This window comes from Bradyrhizobium sp. Bra64 (assembly GCF_024519875.1).
GTDB lineage: Bacteria > Pseudomonadota > Alphaproteobacteria > Rhizobiales > Xanthobacteraceae > Bradyrhizobium > Bradyrhizobium japonicum_G.
Genome location: NZ_JALJRD010000001.1, coordinates 348067 through 368900 on the forward strand (window position 1 = coordinate 348067; position 20834 = coordinate 368900).

A 20834-nucleotide genomic window follows, 5' to 3' on the forward strand; every position below is an offset into this window, starting at 1 on the left:
CCGTCCGTCACTCAAGCAGCGATCCAGACAGTGTATCGTCGAATCCGGCCGCGGTCATGTCGCGCTAGGGCAGCCGCGCCAATCCGCCGCTTGCCTCGATCAATTTCACGGCCTTCTTGTCGAAAGACACGAACGTGTCGGCCCCAAGCCAGTTTCCTTCGTGGGCAATGACGCCATCGGCAAAATCGCCTCCGGCTTCGAGAAAGGCCAATCCAGCTTCGGCCAACGGGCGATTGACGGTCGCATTGGCGGTATTGAGAAAGTGCCGGATGGAAGCTGCGATATCGTCAGCGGAAATCCTGTAGCCTCGTGAGAGAACCCAGCTCAGCTCACAGAGTGCTGAGATCGAGATGGCCACCACGTCGGCCTTCTTGAGAATGGCTTCGGCTGCCTTGCTCTGCTCGGCATTATCTTCGTAAGGCAAAATGGCCTTACATTCAAGAGAAGGCAGATCTTCTGAAAGGCCCTCACTCCCGCCGCGGGCTGAATTTCCACGTGATGGCGACGAGCCCTGCGGTGATCAGGCCGCTGATGATGCCGGCAAGCGGCAGCGCGAGCAGAAGCGCGGCGCTGGCAGCCCAGCCGATGGAGGAGAAGGCTTCGGCAAACGTCGCAAGCCGCGACGAGGTCTGGCGGCGGCGGAATTGGCTGCGCCGGGCCTGGACCCGGAACCAGAGCTGGATCGCAGTGGCTGAGGCCGCGCTGATGACAACGGCACCGGCACTGACCGCGGCCTGGAGCGGCGAGGCAAGGGCGAGCGCCGTGACCAGCGGGCAGAAGATGACGGCGATCGCGATCAGCACCACCTCGATCTTGGCGCGGGTGACGCCGGATGGTGTCAACGGTGCGGTCGCGACCAGATCGGGCGCGTCCTCGCCCGAGATCGTCAGCCAGGCGAGCCCTCCTGCGAGCTGTCCCGCCGCCATGACGATAACCGGCGTAATCAACGTCAGCGCCGCGGAACTGTCGGCAAAGCTGCGCCAGAGCAGCAGCGCCGGCGGCACCAGATAGAGCAGCTGCATCAGGGTCTGCGAGACCAGCCAGGGATCACGCCAGAGCAGCGAAAATTCCTTGCGCCGCAGCGCCTGCTGCCGCGATCCGCCGCGGAACGGGCGTTCCTTCGCACCTTGGCGACCGGACTTGCCGTAAGCGGCGGCATCGATCGCAGTATCGGCGAAGCGGCCCGAGAAGATCGCCATGACGCTCCCGAGCAGCACGAGGCCGAGCGCCAGAAGCAGCAGCAGCGGCCCACCGTCGCCCATCGCCGCCCGCGCGGGCCACCACCAGAAGCTGTCGACGTCGGGGGCATGGTCAGCCACGCTACCCGAGGTCAGGATGGTGAAGCGCGACAGGGTGCCGTAGGACATGATTGCCGCGACCTGGAGCGCGATCACAAAGCCGGCGCCGATGATCGCGGCCAGGATCTGGGCTATGAGCCGCGTGCGCGCCGGGCCGATCAGCCGGAACAGCAGGATGGTGACCGCAATCGCGACCGCCGCGGCCGACAGGCCCATGGCGACGACGAGGCCGAACGCCGCAAGCCAGCGCGCGCCGCCCCCGAACACCAGCACGTCGATGAAGGGCATCGAGAACAGCAGCGCCATCACCGTGACGGAGAGCGCGATCGCGGCGATGCGCACCGAGAACAGATTGGCCAGCGTCGCGGGCGAGGACATGATGAGGTCGAGATCGGCACGGGCGTAAAACACCCGCGTCACCGATTCGATCGCCTGCGACACCATCAAGGTCCAGGCCAGAAAGATCGTCGCGGAGATCACGATCAGCGCGGATTTGTCGAGCGGCAAATACAGGTCGGCGAACCGGCCGATCACGGCCCAGGCGGGCACGTGCAGCAGCGCTGCGAAGAACAGCAGGCCGATCACCGCGGCACGCGTTCGCTTGCGCCGCCCCCCGGTCATCATGGCGAACCATTCGCGCCAGGCGAGCCGGAGCTCGTGGCGGGCAAACCAGGAGAGCGCGGTCGCCGAGCTCATGCGGCTTCCTGGAGCGTCACCAAGGCGATGAAGAGATCTTCCAGGCTGGTGTCGCCGTGACCGTTCTGCTGGCGCAGCTCGGTGAGCGTGCCCTCCGCAACCAGGCGGCCGGAGGCGATCACGCCGATGCGGTCGGCCATGCGTTCGGCAACCTCGAGGATATGCGTGGTCATGATGATGGTGCAGCCGGCCTTGACGCGCTCGCTCAGGAGACCCTTCACATGGCGCGCGGAGACGGCGTCGAGGCCGGTCAGGGGTTCGTCGAGAATGATGAGGCGGGGATCGTGCACGAGCGCGCCGGCGAGAGCGACCTTCTGGCGCATGCCCTTGGAAAAGCCCTCGCAGCGTTCGTGCCGGTGCGGCTCGAGCCCGAGCGAGCTCAAGAGCTCCTGCGCGACCGGTTCCGAGACCGATGGCGCGATGCCCCAGAGGCCGGCGACGAATTCGAGATATTCGAGCGGGGTGAGCTTGTCATAGATCATGGGCTCGTCGGACACCCACGCCATCACCTGCTTGGCGGCGACGGGATTCTGGAGCGCGTCGATGCCGAAGATCGAGACCGCGCCGGCATCGGGCCTGAGCAGGCCTGCAACCATGCGCAAAGTGGTGGTCTTGCCGGCGCCATTGGGGCCGACCAGCGCGTAGAATTCGCCGGCATGGATGGTGAGATCGAGGCTATCGACCGCCAGGCGGTCAAAACGCTTCGTTAACCCCAGGACTTCCAGCGCCGATCTGTCGGGCTTCATGACGGGCCACACCATCCGGTTTTGCATTGCTCGCGACCATGACCTGAAGATGTTTCGGCACGGTGAATCGCGTTGCCGCAAATTCCGTCATCCGGATTGGACTAAAGGCAAGTCACCGTTTGTTGACAGCGCTTGGCGGTTCAGGCTGAATTGGCGAAGGGACGAATGGCGCTAACGCAGCAAACGACTGCGTAGCGACTGGACACAAGATGCGGCAAGGCGGTCAGGAAGAACCGCCGGTTGTATCGGGAGGATGCGCGGCGATGCTGGATTTCGTTCAGCAGCTGGTCAGCGGTGTTGCGCTCGGCTGCGTCTACGGCCTGATCGCGCTCGGCTTCGTGCTCGTCTACAAGGCCACCGAGGTCGTCAATTTCGCCCAGGGCGATCTGATGATGCTGGGCGGCTTCTTCGCCTTCACCTTCATCGGCATGATGGGGCTGAACTACTGGGTCGGCTTTGCCGGTGCGGTGGCCGCGATGGCGCTGTTCGGCATGGTGGCGGAACGCGTGGTGGTGCGGCCGATCCTTGGCTATCCGCAATTCTCCATCATCATGGCCACGATCGGCCTCGGCTACTTCCTGCGCTCGATCGCCGGCATGATCTGGGGCACCGACGATCTCAAGATCGAGACCCCGTTCAGCCAGGGCGTGCTGCGCGTCGGTTCGCTGGTGCTCGCCCACGACAAGCTTTCGGTGATCGCGGCGACGGTCATCCTCTGCACGTTGCTGTGGCTGTTCTTCAACAAGACCACGCTCGGCACCGCGATGCGCGCCAGCTCCGAGAACATGCTGGCGGCCTATTACATGGGCATTCCGGTCAAGCGCGTGGTGTCGATCGTCTGGGCGATCAGCGCGGCGGTCGCGACCTGCGCCGGCGTGCTGCTGGCGCCGATCACCTTCATCCACTCCAATGTCGGTCTGGCGCTTGGCCTGAAGGCGTTCCCGGCGGCCGTGCTCGGCGGCTTCGGCTCGATCCCCGGCGCCGTCGTCGGCGGCGTGCTGATCGGGGTGATCGAGAGCATGGCCGGCTTCTATCTGGCGGAGGGCTGGAAGGACGTCGCGCCCTACATCGTGCTGCTCGCCGTGCTCTTGCTCAAGCCCGAAGGCCTGTTCGGCCTTCACGTTCGCAAGAAGGTCTGAACGCCATGCGCTTCCTGTTCAAGACGGACTATGAGGACGACATCAGGCTGTTTCCGCATTCGGGCTATTTCGTCTCCTATGGCCTGTTGCTGGCCGTGCTGCTGATAGCGCCCTACGTGCTCTCCAGCTATGTGATGAGCCAGCTCGTCTTCGTCTGCATCTATGCGACCGTCGGCGTGGCGCTGCTGATCTTGACGGGCTTTACCGGGCAGGCCTCGCTCGGGCATGCCGCGTTTCTGGCGATCGGCGCCTACACGGCGGCCTATTTGCAGAAATACAATGTGCCGTTCCCAATCTATTTCCTTGCCGCAGGTGTCCTGACCGGGTTGATCGGCGCGATGGTCGGCTTCCCGGCGCTGCGCTTGACCGGCATCTACCTCGTCATCGCTACCATCTCCTTTGCCCTGATCGTCGAAGAAATCCTGGCGCGCTGGGAAAGCGTCACCAACGGCAATGAGGGTATGCGGGTCAAGGCGGTGTCGTTGCTGGGGGTCACAGTCTCGCGCGACAGTCCGACCTTCTATTTCCTTTGCCTCGCCGTGCTGGTTTTGACCATCGTCGGCACGCTCAATCTGCTGCGCTCGCCCACGGGCCGCGCCTTCGTCGCCATCCGCGACAGCGAGACCGCGGCGCGCAGCATGGGCGTCAATGTCGCGCTCTACAAGGTAAAGTCGTTTGCGATCTCGGCGGCGATCACCGGCTTTGCCGGCGTGCTGTTCGCGCACAAGCTCTCCTTCATCTCGCCGGAGATGTTCACGCTGCAGCTTTCGATCGAGTTCATCATCGTGATCCTGATCGGCGGCACCTTCAGCCTGCACGGCGCGGTGCTCGGCGCGATCTTCATCGTGATGATCGATCCGTTCCTGACCTATCTGAAGGACGACATGCCCGGCATCATCGCCGGCGTCGCCGCGACGTTCGGCGCCGGCACACAGAGTGCCGCGAATGTGCAGTCCAAGGTCGCGGCCTTCGCTTCGCTTAACGGACTGAAGGGCGCGATCTACGGCATTATCATCGTGCTGTTCGTGCTGTTCGAGCCGCTCGGGCTCTACGGCCGCTGGCTCAAGATCAAGCTCTTCTTCCAGCTATTCCCGCTCTACAAGCGCGCCACCTTCAAGCGGCAGAAGATCTACGTGAAATCGGAGCGGAACCGATGAGCTATTTCCGCGCCGAGAATTTGTCGCTGCATTTCGGCGGCCTGAAGGCCGTCGATGCGGTATCCTTCGCGGTCGAGAAGGGCGAGATCCTCTCGATCATCGGTCCCAACGGCGCGGGCAAGAGCTCGATCTTCAACCTGATCTCGCGGATCTACCGGCCGACCTCGGGCCGCATCTTCTTCGAGGACCAGGACATCACCGAAGAGCCGCCCTACGACATCGCCAGGCTCGGCATCGCGCGCACCTTCCAGAACATCGAGCTGTTCGAGAATGCCACCGTGCTCTCCAACCTCCTGGTCGGGCGCCACCGCCATTCGACCACGCAGCTCTGGCAGGAGCTGCTGTTCCTGCCGAGCGTGCGCGCCAATGAGAAGGTGCATCGCCGTCGTGTCGAGCAGGTCATCGAGTTCCTCGATCTCGAGCCCTATCGCGACAAGCTGATTTCGGGTCTGCCCTACGGCGTGCGCAAGGTGATCGAGCTCGCGCGCGCGCTCTGCTCGGAGCCGAAGCTGATCCTGCTCGACGAGCCGTCCTCCGGGCTCAACGTCGAGGAGACCGACGACATGTCGTTCTGGATCCGCGACCTGAAGAACGAGCTCGGCGTCACCGTGCTCATGGTCGAGCATGACATGTCGCTGGTCAACCGCGTCTCCGATCGCGTCATCGCGCTGAACTACGGCCGGGTGCTGACCATGGGGTCGCCTGCCGAGGTGCAGCACCATCCCGACGTTGTCGCCGCGTATCTGGGAGCTTGAGGTGATGGATGCCGCGGTGACACCGGATATCATCCTGAAGCTCTCCAACATCGAGAGCTATTACGGGCCGATCATGGCGATCCGCGGCATCTCGCTGGAGGTGCCGCGCGGCCGGATCGTGACGCTGCTCGGAGCCAACGGCGCCGGCAAGACCACGGTGCTGAAGACCATCTCCGGCATTCTCGATCCGCAGAAGGGCGCGATCGAGTTCATGGGCAGGCCGATCCAGCGCATGGAGGCTGACCGCATCGTGCGGCTCGGCCTCAGCCACGTACCGGAAGGTCGCGAGGTGTTCCCGTTCCTCTCCGTGCGCGAGAACCTGATGATGGGGGCCTATCCGCGTAGGGATCGCGATGGCGTTGCGGAAGACATCGAGCGCGTCTATGGCTACTTCCCACGGCTGAAGGAGCGGATCAACCAGCCGGCCGGACAGCTCTCCGGCGGCGAGCAGCAGATGCTCGCGATCGGGCGCGCGCTGATGAACCGGCCGACGCTGCTGCTGCTCGACGAGCCCTCGCTCGGGCTATCGCCGATCCTGGTGAAGGAGATATTCACCATCATCCGCCGCGTCAACGAGGAGCAGGGCATGTCGATCCTGCTGGTCGAGCAGAATGCCAAGGTGGCGCTGGAGACCGCGCATTACGGCTATGTGCTGGAGATCGGCCGCATCGTGATGAACGATAGCTGCGACCGCTTGATGCATTCCCAGGACATCCAGGAGTTCTACCTTGGCGCCAAGGAAGCGGGCGCGCGAGGCGAGCGGCGCTGGAAAAAGAAGAAGACGTGGCGTTGAGGAAGAACTGGCGCTAAACGGGATTGCCCGTCCGCAACAATAGACCGCCGGCAAGGCAGGCAGTGGAGAGGGAAGCGACGAGGAGGGAACGCGGATGGATCGACCGGCGGTGCTGACGGTCGCTGACACGATCGCGAAGAGCTTTTTGCGCGCCGCTGAAACGCGGGGCGACAGGCCCGCGATCCGCGAGAAGAAATTCGGCATCTGGCAACCGACGAGCTGGCGCGAATGGCTGGAGATCTCGAAGGAGATCGCCTACGCGCTTCACGCCTGCGGCTTTGTGCCCGGCGACGTTGCCTCGATCATCGCCAACGCCGTGCCCGAATGGGTCCACGTCGACATGGGCATCCTGTGCGCCGGCGGCGTCTCGACGGGCATCTATCCGACCGATGCATCGACCCAGGTCGAATATCTCGTCAACGACTCCCGGACGAAAGTGATCTTTGCCGAGGACGAGGAGCAGCTGGACAAGATTCTGGCGTGCCGCGCGCGCTGTCCCTCCCTGCAAAGGATCATCGTGTTCGACATGGAGGGCCTCAGCGGCTTCTCCGACCACATGGTGATGTCGCTCGACGAGTTTCGCGCGCTCGGCCGCAATCACATGGTCGACCGCGAGGCGCTGTGGCAGGAGATGATCGACAGTCGCAGCGCCGGCGATCTCGCTGTGCTCGTCTACACCTCTGGCACCACGGGTCCGCCCAAGGGCGCGATGCACGCCAACCTCAGCGTCACCCATCAGATGCGGCACGCCAACGACTTCATCCCGGCGCGAGAGAACGATGACCGGCTGATCTTCCTGCCGCTCTGCCACGTCGCCGAGCGCATCGGCGGCTACTACATTTCGGTCGCGCTCGGCTCGGTGATGAATTTTGCCGAGAGCCCGGAGACCGTGCCGGACAATCTTCGCGAGGTGCAGCCGACCGTCTTCCTCGCGGTGCCGCGCATCTGGGAAAAATTCTATTCCGCCATCACCATCGCGCTGAAGGATGCAACGCCGTTCCAGCAATGGGTCTACCGCCGCGCGATCGAAATCGGCAATCGCATGGTCGATTGCAAGATCGAGGGTAAAGCGCCGCCGCTGTCGCTCCGTATCGCTAACGGCCTGGCTTATCAGGTCGCATTCCGCAACATCCGCCGCATGATCGGACTCGATCGCTGCCGCATTGCCTTCACCGGCGCAGCGCCGATCGCACCGGAGCTGATTCGCTGGTACCTCGCGCTCGGCATCGACATCCACGAGCTCTATGGCCAGACCGAGAATTGCGGTGTCGCGACCATGATGCCGTCGAAGCGGATCAAGCTCGGTTCGGTCGGCACGGCGGTGCCCTGGGGCGAGGTCGCGCTGTCGCCCGAGGGCGAGATCCTGATCAAGGGCGACTTCCTGTTCATGGGCTATCTGAACCAGCCCGAGAAGACCGCGGAGGCCATCGATCAGCGCGGCTGGCTGCATACCGGCGACGTCGGCACCATCGACAATGAAGGGTTCGTCCGCATCACGGACCGGATGAAGGACATCATCATCACCTCCGGCGGCAAGAACATCACGCCGTCCGAGATCGAGAACCAGTTGAAATTCTCGCCCTACATCTCGGACGCCGTGGTGGTCGGCGACAAGCGGCCGTACCTCACCTGCCTCGTGATGATCGACCAGGAGAATGTCGAGAAGTTCGCCCAGGACCACGACATCCCCTTCACCAATTATGCCAGCCTGTGCCGCGCGTCGGAGATCCAGGACCTGATCTGGCGCGAGATCGAAGGGGTCAACACCAATTTCGCCCGCGTCGAGACCATCAAGAGGTTTTTCCTGATCGAACGCCAGCTCACCCCGGAGGACGAGGAACTGACGCCGACCATGAAGCTGAAGCGCGGCTTCGTGAACAAGCGCTATGCCGCCGAGATCGACGCGATGTATCGCGAGCGCGCGGTGGCGTGACGTGCGCATGCTCCTGGAAGAGTGGGAAGTTTTTCCGACAAGAGGCATGCGCGGAAACAAAGGGATGTTCGTCTGAAGACAGCGAAGGAGTGATGGCCCCCGCCCTTCGCATAATACGGGCCCCAAGGAGAGGAGACGTCAATGTCGAGATCGATGAGAGCGTTCGGCCTTGCGGTGGGCGCGATGGCGCTCACCAGTCTGCCGGCCGCGGCGCAAACCAAGGTCACCAACGAAGGCATCTCGGGATCCGAGATCGTCATCGGCACCCATCAGGATCTGTCGGGCCCGATCAAGGGCTGGGGCGTGCCGGTCTCCAACGGCATGAAGATGGCGGTCGAGGAGGTCAACGCGGCGGGCGGCGTCAACGGCCGCAAGATTCGGCTGGTCGTCGAGGATAGCGGCTACGATCCGAAGAAGGCCGTGCTGGCTTCGCAGAAACTGATCGAGCGCGACAAGATCTTCGCGATGGTGGGAGCAATGGGATCGCCGACCGTGCTCGCCGCGCAGGATATCCTGCTCGATGCGGGGGTGCTTCAGCTCTTCCCGCTGACGGCGGCCGAGTTCACCTTCAAGTTCGATCCGGCCAAACCGCAGGAGCGGCTGAAGTTCAATAACCTGCTGCCCTATGTCGAGAGCACACGCGCGGCGCTGAAATACATGATGGAGTGGAAGAAATTCCAGAAGCCGTGCATCATGTACCAGGATGACGAGTACGGCAAAAACGTGCTCGACGGCTTCAGCCAGCAGCTCACCGCCATGAAGGTGCAGCCGGCCTCGATCACGAGCTACAAGCGTGGCGCCTCCGACTTCAGCGCGCAGATCGCCAAGATGAAGTCCGACAGCTGCGACCTCGTCGTGCTCGGCGCGATCCTCCGTGAGCCCATCGGCGCCATGACCGAGGCCAAGAAGCTCGGCTGGGAGGTTACCTTCCTCGGCGCCACGCCCACCAATGTGATGGAGGTGCCCATGCTCGGCAAGGAAGCCGTGGAAGGCCTCTACGCCGCCGCCCTCTTCGAGATCCCCTACGAGGACACGGCCAAGGGCAAGGTCAAGGACTGGCTCGCCACCTACAAGAAGATGTTCGGCACGGACGCCAACACCCAGGCCATCATCGGCTACAACGCGGTCATGACCTTCGCTTTCTACGCGCAGAAGGCCGGCAAGGATCTGACCGGTCAGAAGATGCTCGACGCGCTGGAATCCGGGGACAAGTTCGTCGACATCTTCAACTCGCCTCCGACGAAGTTCTCCAAGACCGACCATCTCGCCAGCACCATCACCCAGGTGCAACAGGTCAAGGGCGGCCGCTGGGTGCTGGTGAAGGACAATCTGATGTTCTGATCTCTCGCCGCAACGATGGTGCACCCTCTCCCCTTGTGGAAGAGGGTGGCATCGTGTCAGCGAAGCCGGGGGAGGGTCTCTATCCCCACGAACGGTCCTGCGAGTGGAGAGGACCTCTCATCCGGCGCTTCGCGTCACCTTCTTCCACGAGGAGAGAAGGGAAGAAAACACCTACGAGCCCCCGCCCGCAGTGCCCGAGCTCACCGGGGCCAGCGCGTCCTCCCGGCATCGCCAGCCGTCGGCGGCTTTCACGAAGGCGAAGGTTCGCTGGATCCTGAGGCGGCGCGTGACGTTGAAGGCGTCTGCGGAGCGCTCCTTGTTGCCGGCTCCCGGCTGCGGACGACCCGTTCCGGCGTCCCAGCAAGTGCCCGTGCAGATGGTCGCGACCCTGCTGCAGGTGGCGAACGGCGCCAGCACCGCCATTTCGATCTCGCCCGTGACCTGCGCCTCCTGCTCGGTCACATGGCTGTCGATGGCGTAGACGCGGGTGATGCGGAGGAAATTGCCACAGGAATTGGCCGCATGGATTCGCGCGGCGCAGAAGTCGACGGCGTCTGTGTCGGGCGAGCGGGCTGCGACCTGCCGGCCAAACACCTTCTTGGGATCGCCTTTCGCCGCGCCGATTTCGTCGGTCTTGTGCTTCAGATAGGCGGCGAGACAGTCCTCAGCGGATTCGAGCTCTCCGAGCGGGACGTTCTCCTTGCCGACAAGATTGCATTTGCGATCGCGCTCCCGCGTCCACCGGCCATATTCGGCAAAGGCAAAGCGCGACGCGGTCGAATCGAGTTTGCCGATCAAACCGAGCACCTGGCCGTTCAACTCGGTCTCGGCAAGCGCCAGCGACGGGTCCGCACAAATCACCGCGCCCGCGGCGGTGTTGGCCGCGAGACAGTCGAAATCCGGATCGCGCACGATCGCGGCGCGCTCCTCGGTCACCTTGAGTAGACATGCCTTCACCCGGTCGAAATCGCCGGTGCGGATCGCGGTCTGGCCGACGATGCCGCAACCGAGGTTGCGCTGGCGAACCCAGATCGCGTTTTCCTCGATCGCCGGCAAGCGATCGGGCAGGCGGCCAAGCCGCGCCTCGATTCCCGAGTTCAGCTTCTCGGCCGCAGCGGCAAGCTCGGGATCACCGCAGAACAATTGATTGCCGGGGTCGCGGATCTGCTGGCAGTTGTTCTGGGCGAATAGCGGCAGCCTGTCGGCGACGGAGCGGTCGGATGGGCCGGATTGCGCGAGGCCTGGTGCTGCCGGCAAGGCCAGCAGCGCAAGCACAGACAGCACGATGAACCGCATTCCCGTCGCCCCCAGTATGGCCGCGGCCATGCTAGCAGTTCCGGATCGCGCGGCGAAATGGGTTTGTGGTGGGTGGTCGGCACGGGCCTGCAGCCTGGATTCGCTGTGCTCCATCCAGGCTACCAGATCAATCAGCGTGCCTCGTCGGCGACCAGCGATATCCGCACCGGCTCGTCGACATATTTCATCACGGCCGACTGGAAGAGCACGAACAGCGGCTGGTAGCTCCGTGCGGCGTCGTCCTCGACCATTGCCATGCGGCGGTTGTCGAGCATCAGCCAGTGGCCCTCGAGCCGTGCGGCGACAACCGCATGCTCTTCCCCGGCGCGGGTGTCACGCACCACGACGATGCGGAGGTCATCGCTGGCAACGCCCGCGAGCCGCAACGCGGCGAGCTTGGCAATGGCATAGTCCTCGCAGTCGCCGGCGCCGCGCTCGAGGGTCGCGAGCGGCGAACTCCAGACATCCTCGGCACCGTCATTGGCTGCCCGGATGGCGAGGTTGATGGCGCGATTGGTTTCGCCGAGCCGGGCGCGGCCGTCACGGCTGCGGGCCTGGTCGACGATGGCGAGCAGTTTCAGTGCGGCGGGCGAAGCACAATTGTCCCGGTCGCCGTCGCACAGTGCGAGCTGCACCATGTCGTCGTCCAGCTTGGATTTCAGCGCGAGCCATTTCTGTTGCAGGCCGCCGCCGGAGATGGCGAAGGCGAACACGCCGAACGGCTCGGCGGATTTGCGCACGAGGATGCCGGCCCCCGGCGACAGCAGCGTGCCGGCGCGAAGTTCGGCGGCCGATCCGAGTAGGATCAATCCGCACAGGACAAGGATTGCGCGCCAGGCGCGCGAGCGAGCAGCGGTCTCCATCTGACATCCCCTTCCGGCTTCGTCAGGTCCCCCTCGACCTGTGCGTGCCGGGCTTTGTTGCTTTCGCGGAGATAGTGCGAGACGGGCCGTTTTGTTCTGCTTAACGCGCCCGGCTGCGGTCCCAAAACCGGGGGACAGGCTGAAACGGGCCTGCTCGAATTGCGTAAAGTTTTACGATTCGGGGGCTATCGGGGGCTAAGAGGGCACGGCTGCCGCGAATTCGCACCAATTGCAGGCAAAAGTTGCAGGGAACTTGGTTCCGTGCCGTATGGCTAACGACCCGCCATTTCACGGGTTCTGTTAGTTGGATCACAGATCTAGCTCCGTATTTGGCGCAAGATCCTGCGGGGAACCGCGAAAAAAAGATGACAAAAGTATCTATTGTAGAATTTCTACAATAGAACACATGGGGTGACTTGAAATGAGCGAGAATAAGTCCCGCTTTACTTTTCATTATTTCAAAAATTACTTTGACTTCTCTGCGGGTGCCCTGCCGCTTGGGAGCAACGACCGCTTGGTGATGCGAAATCACACAAGCAATAGATGGTTTCGCTAAGGACTTGGTAATGATATGCAAGTTTAGGCGAACGATACTTACTTAAATTTTAACCCTTTTTTTGGTGCCCGGTTGAATTACGCTGGCAAATTTGACGCCGCGATTTCCTTGGACGGCCTGGGTTCCCGCTCGCCCGCCGATGGCCATGTCGATTCCTTCATTGCCAAGGCTCATGGGCATGTGCCGGAAGGCGCGTTCGTCGTTCCCGATCCCAACCTGATCTTTCACGGTGAGTTCAAGCGCGCCGGCGCCGATCTGGTGCTGTCGCATGAGGGTCACGAGTTCGTCGTTCACGATTATTTCAGGGGCGACAAGCGCGCGGCGATCTCATCGCCCGATGGCGCCCATCTCACCGGCGACATCGTCAACGCGCTCACCGGCCACGTCCAATATGCGCAAGCCGCGTCGGGCATCGCCGCCGCGCAGGTCATCGGCCACGTCACCAAGCTCGCCGGCAGCGCCACGGCTATCCGCAACGGCGTCTCGGTCATCCTGAACAACGGCGACAATGTCGAGAAGGGCGATGTGGTCTCGACCGGTGCGGATTCGACGCTTGGCATCACCTTCATCGACGGCACCGTGTTCGGCCTGTCCTCCAATGCGCGGATGGTGCTGAACGAGATGGTCTACGACCCCAACGGGTCGAACAACTCCTCGCTGCTCAGCCTGGTCGCAGGCACCATCACCTTCGTTGCCGGCGAGACAGCCAAGCACGGCGACATGAAGGTCGACACGCCGGTCGCCACCATGGGCATCCGCGGCACGGCCGTGCTGAGCCAGATCAATTTCGTCGTTCCCGCCGGCGGCGGCGATCCGCAGCCGCAGGCGAGCTTCCAGGTTCTGGTCGAGCCGAACGGCACCACCGGCTCCTACATCCTGTTCGACAAGGTCACGCTGCTGCCGATCGCGACGGTCAATCAGGCCGGCCAGATGATCCAGATCAGCGGCGGCAACGTCTCGATCTCCAACGCGCTGATGTCGCCGGACATTCAGAAGCTGATCACGGACGTGTTCACACTGAAGTTCACCGACAACAACAGCAATACCAAGCTGACCACGAACTTCACCGATTCGATCACCCAGACCGGCAACATCGTCGTGATCAAGACGGACACCGGTGCCACCGCGACCGCGACCTTCACGAATCTGAATCAGCCGGGATCGCAGGGCCCCGGCCATGATCCGTCGACCAGCACCCGTGTTCCCGGCCCGCCCCTTTCCCGAAGTCTCGATGCCAACGGCAATGTGACGTCGGCGTTTGCGCTGACCGAGCGCGCGGACAAGACCGGCGACACCGTGGATTCCGACACGGTCTCCGGCCGAATCACCTTCATCGATCAAAACCTGGGCGATCGGCCGACGGTGAGCGTGGATCTCGCCGGTGCGCCGAACTACGTCTACAAGAGCGCCGGCCAGCAGGATGTCACCGGCACGCTCTCTGCGCTTCAGAAGCAGGACATTGCGGCGACGCAGATCCAGATCAACGTCGCCGCCGACGGTGGCAACAGCAACAATGGTTCGGCGGTCTGGACCTACACAATTCCGGACCACGTCTTCGACTTCCTCGCGGCCGGCGAAACCCTGACGCTGACCTACAAGGTCAGCATCAACAACAATTTCTCGGTCAACCCCGAAACGTCGTTCATCGACATCACCATCACCATCACCGGCACCAACGACAAGCCGGTGATTACCACCAGCGTTCCGACCATCACCTTCGAGGGCGGCACCAGCGTGCCGGGTGGCCCGCTCAGCAGCGAGGTGCCGACGACGGGCACGCTGAGCTTCGACGACGTCGATCTCACCGACAAGCATACGGTGTCGGTGGCGCTGACCAGTGCGACCCTGCCCGATGGCACGACTGTTCCGCCGGGTCCGCTTGCAGCGTTCCAGAACGCGATGTCGGTCGCGATCGCAGCCGGTGCCGACAGCACCGGGGACGGCACCGGCACCATCAACTGGTCTCTGGCCGACCTTCCCGTCTACCTTGCCGACTTCATTCCGAGGGGCGAGGTGCTGACGCTGATCTACACCGTGACGCTGACGGATTTGCAAGGCGCCACCTCGCAGCAGACCATCACCGTCACGATCACGGGCACCGATGCGCCTGCCGTGGTGTGGATCGCAACGGAGAAACCCGAGGCTCCCTCCGGAGGCTTCTGGAAAGATGCGGCAAACTGGGCAACCGGCACCGTTCCGACCATCGACGACGACGTCATCGTCATCACCGATCAATTGCACGGCCTGACGCCGTCTTTTCCGGCCACGATCGATGCGGCAGCCTATGCCAAGTCGGTCACGATGAATGATTTTGGCGGTCCACCGCCGCAGCTGATCAACCAGAGCTCGCTGACCATCGCGGGCTCGCTCGACATGAGTGCGGACTCGATCTTCACGAACGCCGCGACTGGCACGATGTCGGTCGGCGGCCTGGCCGAGATCCTGGACACCAGCGTACTCAGCAATGCCGGATACCTGACGCTCAAAGCCGGCGGCGATTTCGCCGTCGGCACCACGATCACCAATTCGGGCACGCTCGAACTATTTGGCGGCACGCTGAAGACGTTGGCCACGATCCACAATGCCGGCGGCACGCTGAAGACCGATGCCGGCGCGACGCTGATCGTCGATGGCACGACGGTCGATGGTGGCACCGTCACCATTCTGGGCACGCTGGAGCTCGAAGGCAGCAGCCTGATCGAGAACGGCACGCTGAACAATTCCGGCACGGTCAACGTCAAGGACACGGCGGAATTCGCCCACGAGACCGTCGCCAACACGCCAAGCGGAACGATCAAGGTGTTGGCGAATGGTTGGCTGATCATCGACCAGGGCTCCGGCGTCACCAATGCCGGCAACGTCACCGTCGATGCCACCGGCAAGCTGACGGTGAACGGCGCAACGATCAGCGGTGCCGGGACTGTCACAGTCAACGGCGAGATCGACCTGACGGGCAACGCCGTGCTGAGCGGCGGTATCCTGAAGAACAACACCACGTTCAATGTCAGCGGCACCGGCAATGCGCTGGATGGCGAAACCGTCACCAATGCCGGCACCATCGAAGTGCTGGCCAACGGTGCACTGACGATCGACCAGGGCTCGACCGTCGACAATTCGAGCGGCACTGTCATCGTTGACGGTAGTGCCGCGCTGATGCTGGATCATGCCACGATCAGCGGCGGCGCCGTCAACGGCAGCGGCACCATCGATGTCACCGGCGCCAGCAAGATCGACGGCGGCGCGACGCTGAGCACGAGCATCGTCACGGCGGACGCCAAGCTGACGCTGGACGGCGTCACGGTGTCGGGCTCGACGATCACCGACAATTCCAGCATCGAGCTGAACAACACCGTCAAGCTCAAGGACGGCGCCAAGATCCAGGGCGGCCCGATCAGCAACAACGGCACGCTGGAGATCGCCGGCGCGGCGACGCTGCTCAACGATGTCCTGACCAATACCGGCCACACCGTCACGGTCGACGATGGCCAGACGCTGACGCTGTCCGGAACCGAGATCACCGGCGGCACCATCAACAATTTCAGCGGCTCGGTCGGCGGTGCGATCGACGTCACCGGGAACAGCAAGATCGACGGCAATGCGACCCTGAACAAGGGCGCCGTCACGGTCGAAAACGGTGTCACGCTGACGCTCGATGATGCGACCGTTGCAGGGAGTGCGATCGCCAATCATGGTGCAGTCAAGGTCGATACGAGCAAGAAGCTGACGCTGTCGGATGTGGGCTTGACCGGCGGTGGGCTCACGATCTCCGGCACGCTGGATTCGTCCGGGGCGACCACGATCACCGATGCTGCCATCATCAACAACGGCCTGATTGAAGCGGTCGGCGGCCTGCTGACGCTTGCCACCGTCATTTCGGCCACCATCGCCAACGCCGGCACGCTTCAGGCCAATGGCGCCGAACTCGACATCGACCATGAGGCCGTCACCAACACCGGCACGCTGGCCGCGATCAATGGCGGCACGCTGAAGCTGATCTCGATGACGGTGACCAACGGCACCGGCGCGGTTTCGGTCGGGGCCGGCTCGACGCTCGATCTCGTCGGTGCAGTCATCGACGGCGGCACGTTGACGATCGCGGGCACGCTGGAATCGACCGGCACGAGCGCGATCAACGACGCCGACATCACCAACACCGGCACGATCACTGTCACCGGCGGCACGCTGACGATCGATCCGGTGACGCTGCACACCATCACAAATTACGCTCTGATCCGGGTGAGCAACGGCGAACTCGACGTCTCCGGCGACCTGATCGTGAATACGGCCGAGATCAAGGCGATCGACCACGGCGTCCTGAAGCTGACCGATGTCACGATCACCAATGGCGGCGGAACGGTCACGGTCGACGCGACGTCGAAGCTGTATCTGTCCGGTGTCACCTCGATCAATGGCGGGTCTCTGACCAACGCCGGCAATCTCTACGGGGTCTCCGGTCTCAACACGATCTCGGCCGCGGTCACCAACACCGGCGCCATCGAGGTCCAGGCCGGAACGCTCAACCTTTCCGGCGGCCTCAGCGGCGTCGGCTCGGTGACCATCGACGACGGCGCGACGCTGGAGCTCGCGGGGGCGACGGCCCAGACCATTACCTTCGCCGGCGGCGCTGATACCCTCCAGCTCGACAAGGCCGCGGGCCAGAGCTTCACCGGCACCATCGCCGGCCAGTCGACGACAGCCGGCACGTTCACAATCAAGGGCGCGGCCGATATCACGACATCGAGCGGCGACGCGCTCGACTTCACCGCGTCGGGCGGCACGAATGTCGCACCGGCCGATATCATGCTCGCACTCACCGGTAAGTTGACGGGCGCGGCGAGCGGCATTGTCGTCACCCAGAACGGCGCCGGCGACATTTCGCTGACGGCAACCGGCGGCGCCATTGGCGGCGCATACGGCATCGACGCGGTCACCCAGGGTGATGGCGACATCACCATCGACGCCGGCGGCATCATCACGGGCAGCGCGATCTACGGCATTCGGGTCCGCAGCTACGGCTCGGGCAGCGAGGCGGTCACGACCGAGGCCGGCAGCGTCATCACGTCGGGCAGCTCCGGCATCGTTGCAGTCAATCGGGCGACGTCCCTCGGCGCAGCGTCCGGCAGCACCATCACCATCAACGCCTACGGTACGATCAACTCCGGCAGCAGCCAGAACCAGAGCGGCAATGCGCCCGCCGGCATCCAGGCCGGCTACAACGGTGCCGCCACCGGCAGCAACGCCAACACCGGCGTGAACGGCTCGGTCGTCGTCAACAACCACGCGAACATCACCGCCGCGGCGGGTTACGGCATTCACGCATATAATTACGGGAATGGCGACGTCACGGTGAACGATGCAGCGGGCACCATGATCGTCGGTGCCGAGGAAGGCATCAGGGCGCAGGCGCTCGGCGGCGGCGCCGGCGACGTCAGCGTGACGCTCGGTGCCGGTGCGTCGGTGACGGGCACCACCAGCTACGGCATCCTCGCCTACAGCATCGATGCGGGCGACATCAGTGTCACCCTCGCAAACGGCGACAGCATCATTTCGGGCAGCTCGGGCATCGTGGCTGTCAATTATGCGACCGCGATTGCCGCCGACGTCGACAGCACGATTTCCGTCGTGGCGCATGGCACGATCCATTCCGGCCCGACCGCGAACTCCGACACCTCCATTCCGGGCGGGATCATCGCCGGCTATAAGCCGGGCGGCACCAGCGCCTTCTCCAACGCAGTCAATGGCGACGTCATCGTCACGAGTGACGCGACGATCGTCGCTGACGCCGGCTACGGCATCGAGGCGTTCACCTGGGGCGCCGGCGATATCACGGTCACGACCGGCGCGACGTCCTCGATCACCGCCGCCACGGGCACCGCGATCGGCGCCTTCGATCACGGCGGCGGCAACGTCAGCGTCACCAACGATGGCTCCGCCACCGGCGCGGTCGGTCTCGCCGCCGTTGCCACCGGTAATGGCGACGTCACCATCGTCAATCATGGCAGCATCACCAGCACGAGCCTGGCCGGCATCAGCGTCACGCAGAACGAGGCCGGCGCGGCCGGCTCGACCCACATCATCAATACCGGATCGATCGTGGCGCCGACCGCCCACGCCGCGATCTATATCCAGGAGAACACGGCCGGCGGCTCCGCGCTGATCGACAATTCCGCCACCGGAACGATCGGACCCGCCGTCGCCTCGACCGTGACCGCCATGACCTACGCCATTGTCGAGACCGGCGGCGCTATCACGATCAACAATGACGGCCACATCAACGGCAATATCTCAGTCGCCACCGCCACGTTCAACAACAAGTCGGGCGGTATCTGGACCGTCTCCGGCAGCAGCGTGTTCGGCAATCTGTCCTCGATCGGTAACGCCGGCGAGATCGATCTCCTCAATGGCGCCTCGGTTTCCGGCTCCGGCCTGAGCATCGCCAATTCCCACGACATCGACAGCTGGGGCACGGCGTCGATCTCCGGCACCATCACCAACACCGGCAGCATCGAGGTCCACACCGGAACGCTGACGCTGTTCGGTTCGCTGTCCGGCGCAGGCTCGGTCAAGATCGAGGCCAATGCGACCCTCGAGGTCAACGCCACGGTGTCGCAGACCGTGACCTTCGAAGGCGGCGGTGCCGAGCTCCAGATCGACACCACGAGTTTTGGCGGGTCGATCGCCGGCTTCGCCGCGACCGACAAGCTCGACCTGTCGACCATCACGTATGATAGCGGGACAACGGCGACCTACGACGTTTCGACCGGCGATCTCGCCGTGAGCGACACCCATGGGCATACGATCACGCTGCACCTCCTCGGCGACTACAGCGACGTCCGCTTCGTCACCAGCAGCGACGGAAGCGGCGGCACGAACGTCGAGCTGATTCCGACCGATCACTGGACCGATGCTACGGGCGGCACCTGGAATGACGCGTCGAACTGGAGCCTGGGCGTGCCTGCGGCCAATTACGACGTCAAGCTCGACGCGCCTGGGACCTATACCGTCGACAGCACGACCAGCGTCACGATCGAAGATCTCACCGTTGCCTCGGGCGTGACGCTGAAGACCGAGCCCGGCACCGTGTTCACGGTGAACGGTGACGTCGTCGACAATGGTCTGATCGAGGCCGGCCCGTTCTCCGGAAACGACGTTTCGAACATCGACATCAAGGGCGACGTCAGCGGCACCGGGGCGATCGAGATCTCCAACAAGGCCGTCGTCGAGATCGAGGGGTCTGTTTCGGGGACGCTGGTCGACGGATCGTTCTCGGGAATCGTCGTCTATTACGACAACGGTCTGGGCACGCTGATCCTGGACCACTCCAGGGATTTCCACGGGCTCATCTCGGGCTCGCCGGCCGGGGCTCCGCTCTCGTCCGGTAACGAGATCGACATGAAGGACCTCGCCTGGACGTCCTCGATGTCGGCGCAGGCACAGTACGATCAGGCCACCAACATCACGACCGTCGACTTCTACAACGGCGCGACCACCATCACCCTGTCGTTCCTCGGCAGGGACCTGAATTGGCACCTTGAGAGCGACGGTCATGGCGGCACCACCGTCTACGATCCGCTTGCCGATTCACCCATGACGATCGAGACCGGTTCGGTGCTGAACCTCAGCGAAGCTTCCGCCGAGGACGTGATCTTCGTCAACGGAACCGGAACCACCGGCACCTTCGCGATCGACCACGCCGCCGACTTCACCGGCGTCATCAACGGCTTTGCCGGTGACGGTACCCTCGCCAATTCGGATCTCCTCGACCTCAAGGACATCGGCTTCTCGAGCCTGACCGGGGTGACCTACACCGAGAACGCCGACCATCTGGGCGGCGTGCTGACGCTGAGCGACGGGACCGATACCGCGATCCTCAAGTTTGCCGGGAACTACAACATCGACAGCTTCGATTTCGCCAGCGACGGCAATGGCGGCACGCTGGTCGTCGATCCACCCACGGGACCAACCCTCGTCGGGACCGACGGGCAGGACCAGTTTACCTTCACGAATTCGACGCTTCCGGTTCAGAGCACGATCCTCGATTTCGAGCTGGGCCAGGACAAGATCGACCTGCAGAAGTTTGCCGGCATCCAGTCCTTCAGCGATCTCGGCATCACGCAACAGGGAGCCGACACTCTGGTCACGCTCGACGATCACCAGTCGATCCGCGTGAAGAATCTTGTGGCGAGCAGCCTGCACGCCAGCGATTTCATCGTCGCGAACCATGCCTGACGGCCATGCCCCCGGTTCGGCTGCGGCGCCTC

12 protein-coding genes are annotated in these 20834 nt (G+C 63.6%); 7 read left to right on the forward strand and 5 right to left on the reverse strand.

Annotated features, from left to right (window positions below):
• Nucleotides 1–64: 64 nt before the first annotated feature.
• The 3 genes from NR187_RS01650 to NR187_RS01660 are packed head-to-tail and all read right to left on the reverse strand — an operon-like array spanning nt 65 to nt 2740.
• Nucleotides 65–424 (reverse strand): type II toxin-antitoxin system VapC family toxin, encoded by a 360-nt coding sequence (locus NR187_RS01650; protein ID WP_256805575.1) that lies wholly within the window; start codon nt 422–424, stop codon nt 65–67.
• 43 nt (nt 425–467) lie between these two features.
• Nucleotides 468–1994 carry a permease gene (locus NR187_RS01655; protein WP_256805576.1) on the reverse strand — a complete coding sequence of 509 codons (1527 nt, stop codon included), beginning with the start codon at nt 1992–1994 and terminating at the stop codon, nt 468–470.
• On the reverse strand, nt 1991–2740 hold the full coding sequence (locus NR187_RS01660; RefSeq protein ID WP_211381934.1) for an ABC transporter ATP-binding protein: 750 nt from the start codon (nt 2738–2740) through the stop codon (nt 1991–1993). Before NR187_RS01660 ends, NR187_RS01655 begins: the two co-directional genes overlap by 4 nt.
• Nucleotides 2741–3003: 263 nt before the next feature.
• Here NR187_RS01660 and NR187_RS01665 point away from each other — a divergent pair, with 263 nt between their 5' ends.
• The 6 genes from NR187_RS01665 (at nt 3004) to NR187_RS01690 (ending at nt 9858) form a co-directional block, all read left to right on the forward strand.
• Nucleotides 3004–3879, forward strand: a complete 876-nt coding sequence (locus tag NR187_RS01665) for a branched-chain amino acid ABC transporter permease (protein ID WP_211381935.1) — start codon at nt 3004–3006, stop codon at nt 3877–3879.
• 5 nt (nt 3880–3884) lie between these two features.
• Entirely contained in the window at nt 3885–5036 is a 1152-nt protein-coding gene (locus NR187_RS01670) for a branched-chain amino acid ABC transporter permease (protein ID WP_256805577.1), read from the forward strand.
• On the forward strand, nt 5033–5791 hold the full coding sequence (locus NR187_RS01675) for an ABC transporter ATP-binding protein (RefSeq protein WP_211381937.1): 759 nt from the start codon (nt 5033–5035) through the stop codon (nt 5789–5791). Before NR187_RS01670 ends, NR187_RS01675 begins: the two co-directional genes overlap by 4 nt.
• A gap of 4 nt (nt 5792–5795) precedes the next feature.
• A complete protein-coding gene (locus tag NR187_RS01680) occupies nt 5796–6584 on the forward strand; it encodes an ABC transporter ATP-binding protein (RefSeq protein WP_211382420.1) in 789 nt (262 codons plus the stop codon).
• A 94-nt stretch (nt 6585–6678) separates the two neighbouring features.
• Nucleotides 6679–8517, forward strand: a complete 1839-nt coding sequence (locus NR187_RS01685) for a long-chain fatty acid--CoA ligase (RefSeq protein WP_211381938.1) — start codon at nt 6679–6681, stop codon at nt 8515–8517.
• Nucleotides 8518–8658: 141 nt separating this feature from the next.
• On the forward strand, nt 8659–9858 hold the full coding sequence (locus NR187_RS01690; RefSeq protein ID WP_211381939.1) for an ABC transporter substrate-binding protein: 1200 nt from the start codon (nt 8659–8661) through the stop codon (nt 9856–9858).
• 171 nt (nt 9859–10029) lie between these two features.
• Here NR187_RS01690 and NR187_RS01695 read toward each other — a convergent pair whose 3' ends face one another.
• Entirely contained in the window at nt 10030–11154 is a 1125-nt protein-coding gene (locus tag NR187_RS01695; RefSeq protein ID WP_306235213.1) for a hypothetical protein, read from the reverse strand.
• A gap of 131 nt (nt 11155–11285) precedes the next feature.
• Nucleotides 11286–12017, reverse strand: a complete 732-nt coding sequence (locus tag NR187_RS01700; protein ID WP_211381940.1) for a transglutaminase-like cysteine peptidase — start codon at nt 12015–12017, stop codon at nt 11286–11288.
• Nucleotides 12018–12753: 736 nt separating this feature from the next.
• Here NR187_RS01700 and NR187_RS01705 point away from each other — a divergent pair.
• Entirely contained in the window at nt 12754–20802 is an 8049-nt protein-coding gene (locus NR187_RS01705) for a FecR domain-containing protein (RefSeq protein WP_372702962.1), read from the forward strand.
• Nucleotides 20803–20834: the final 32 nt, after the last annotated feature.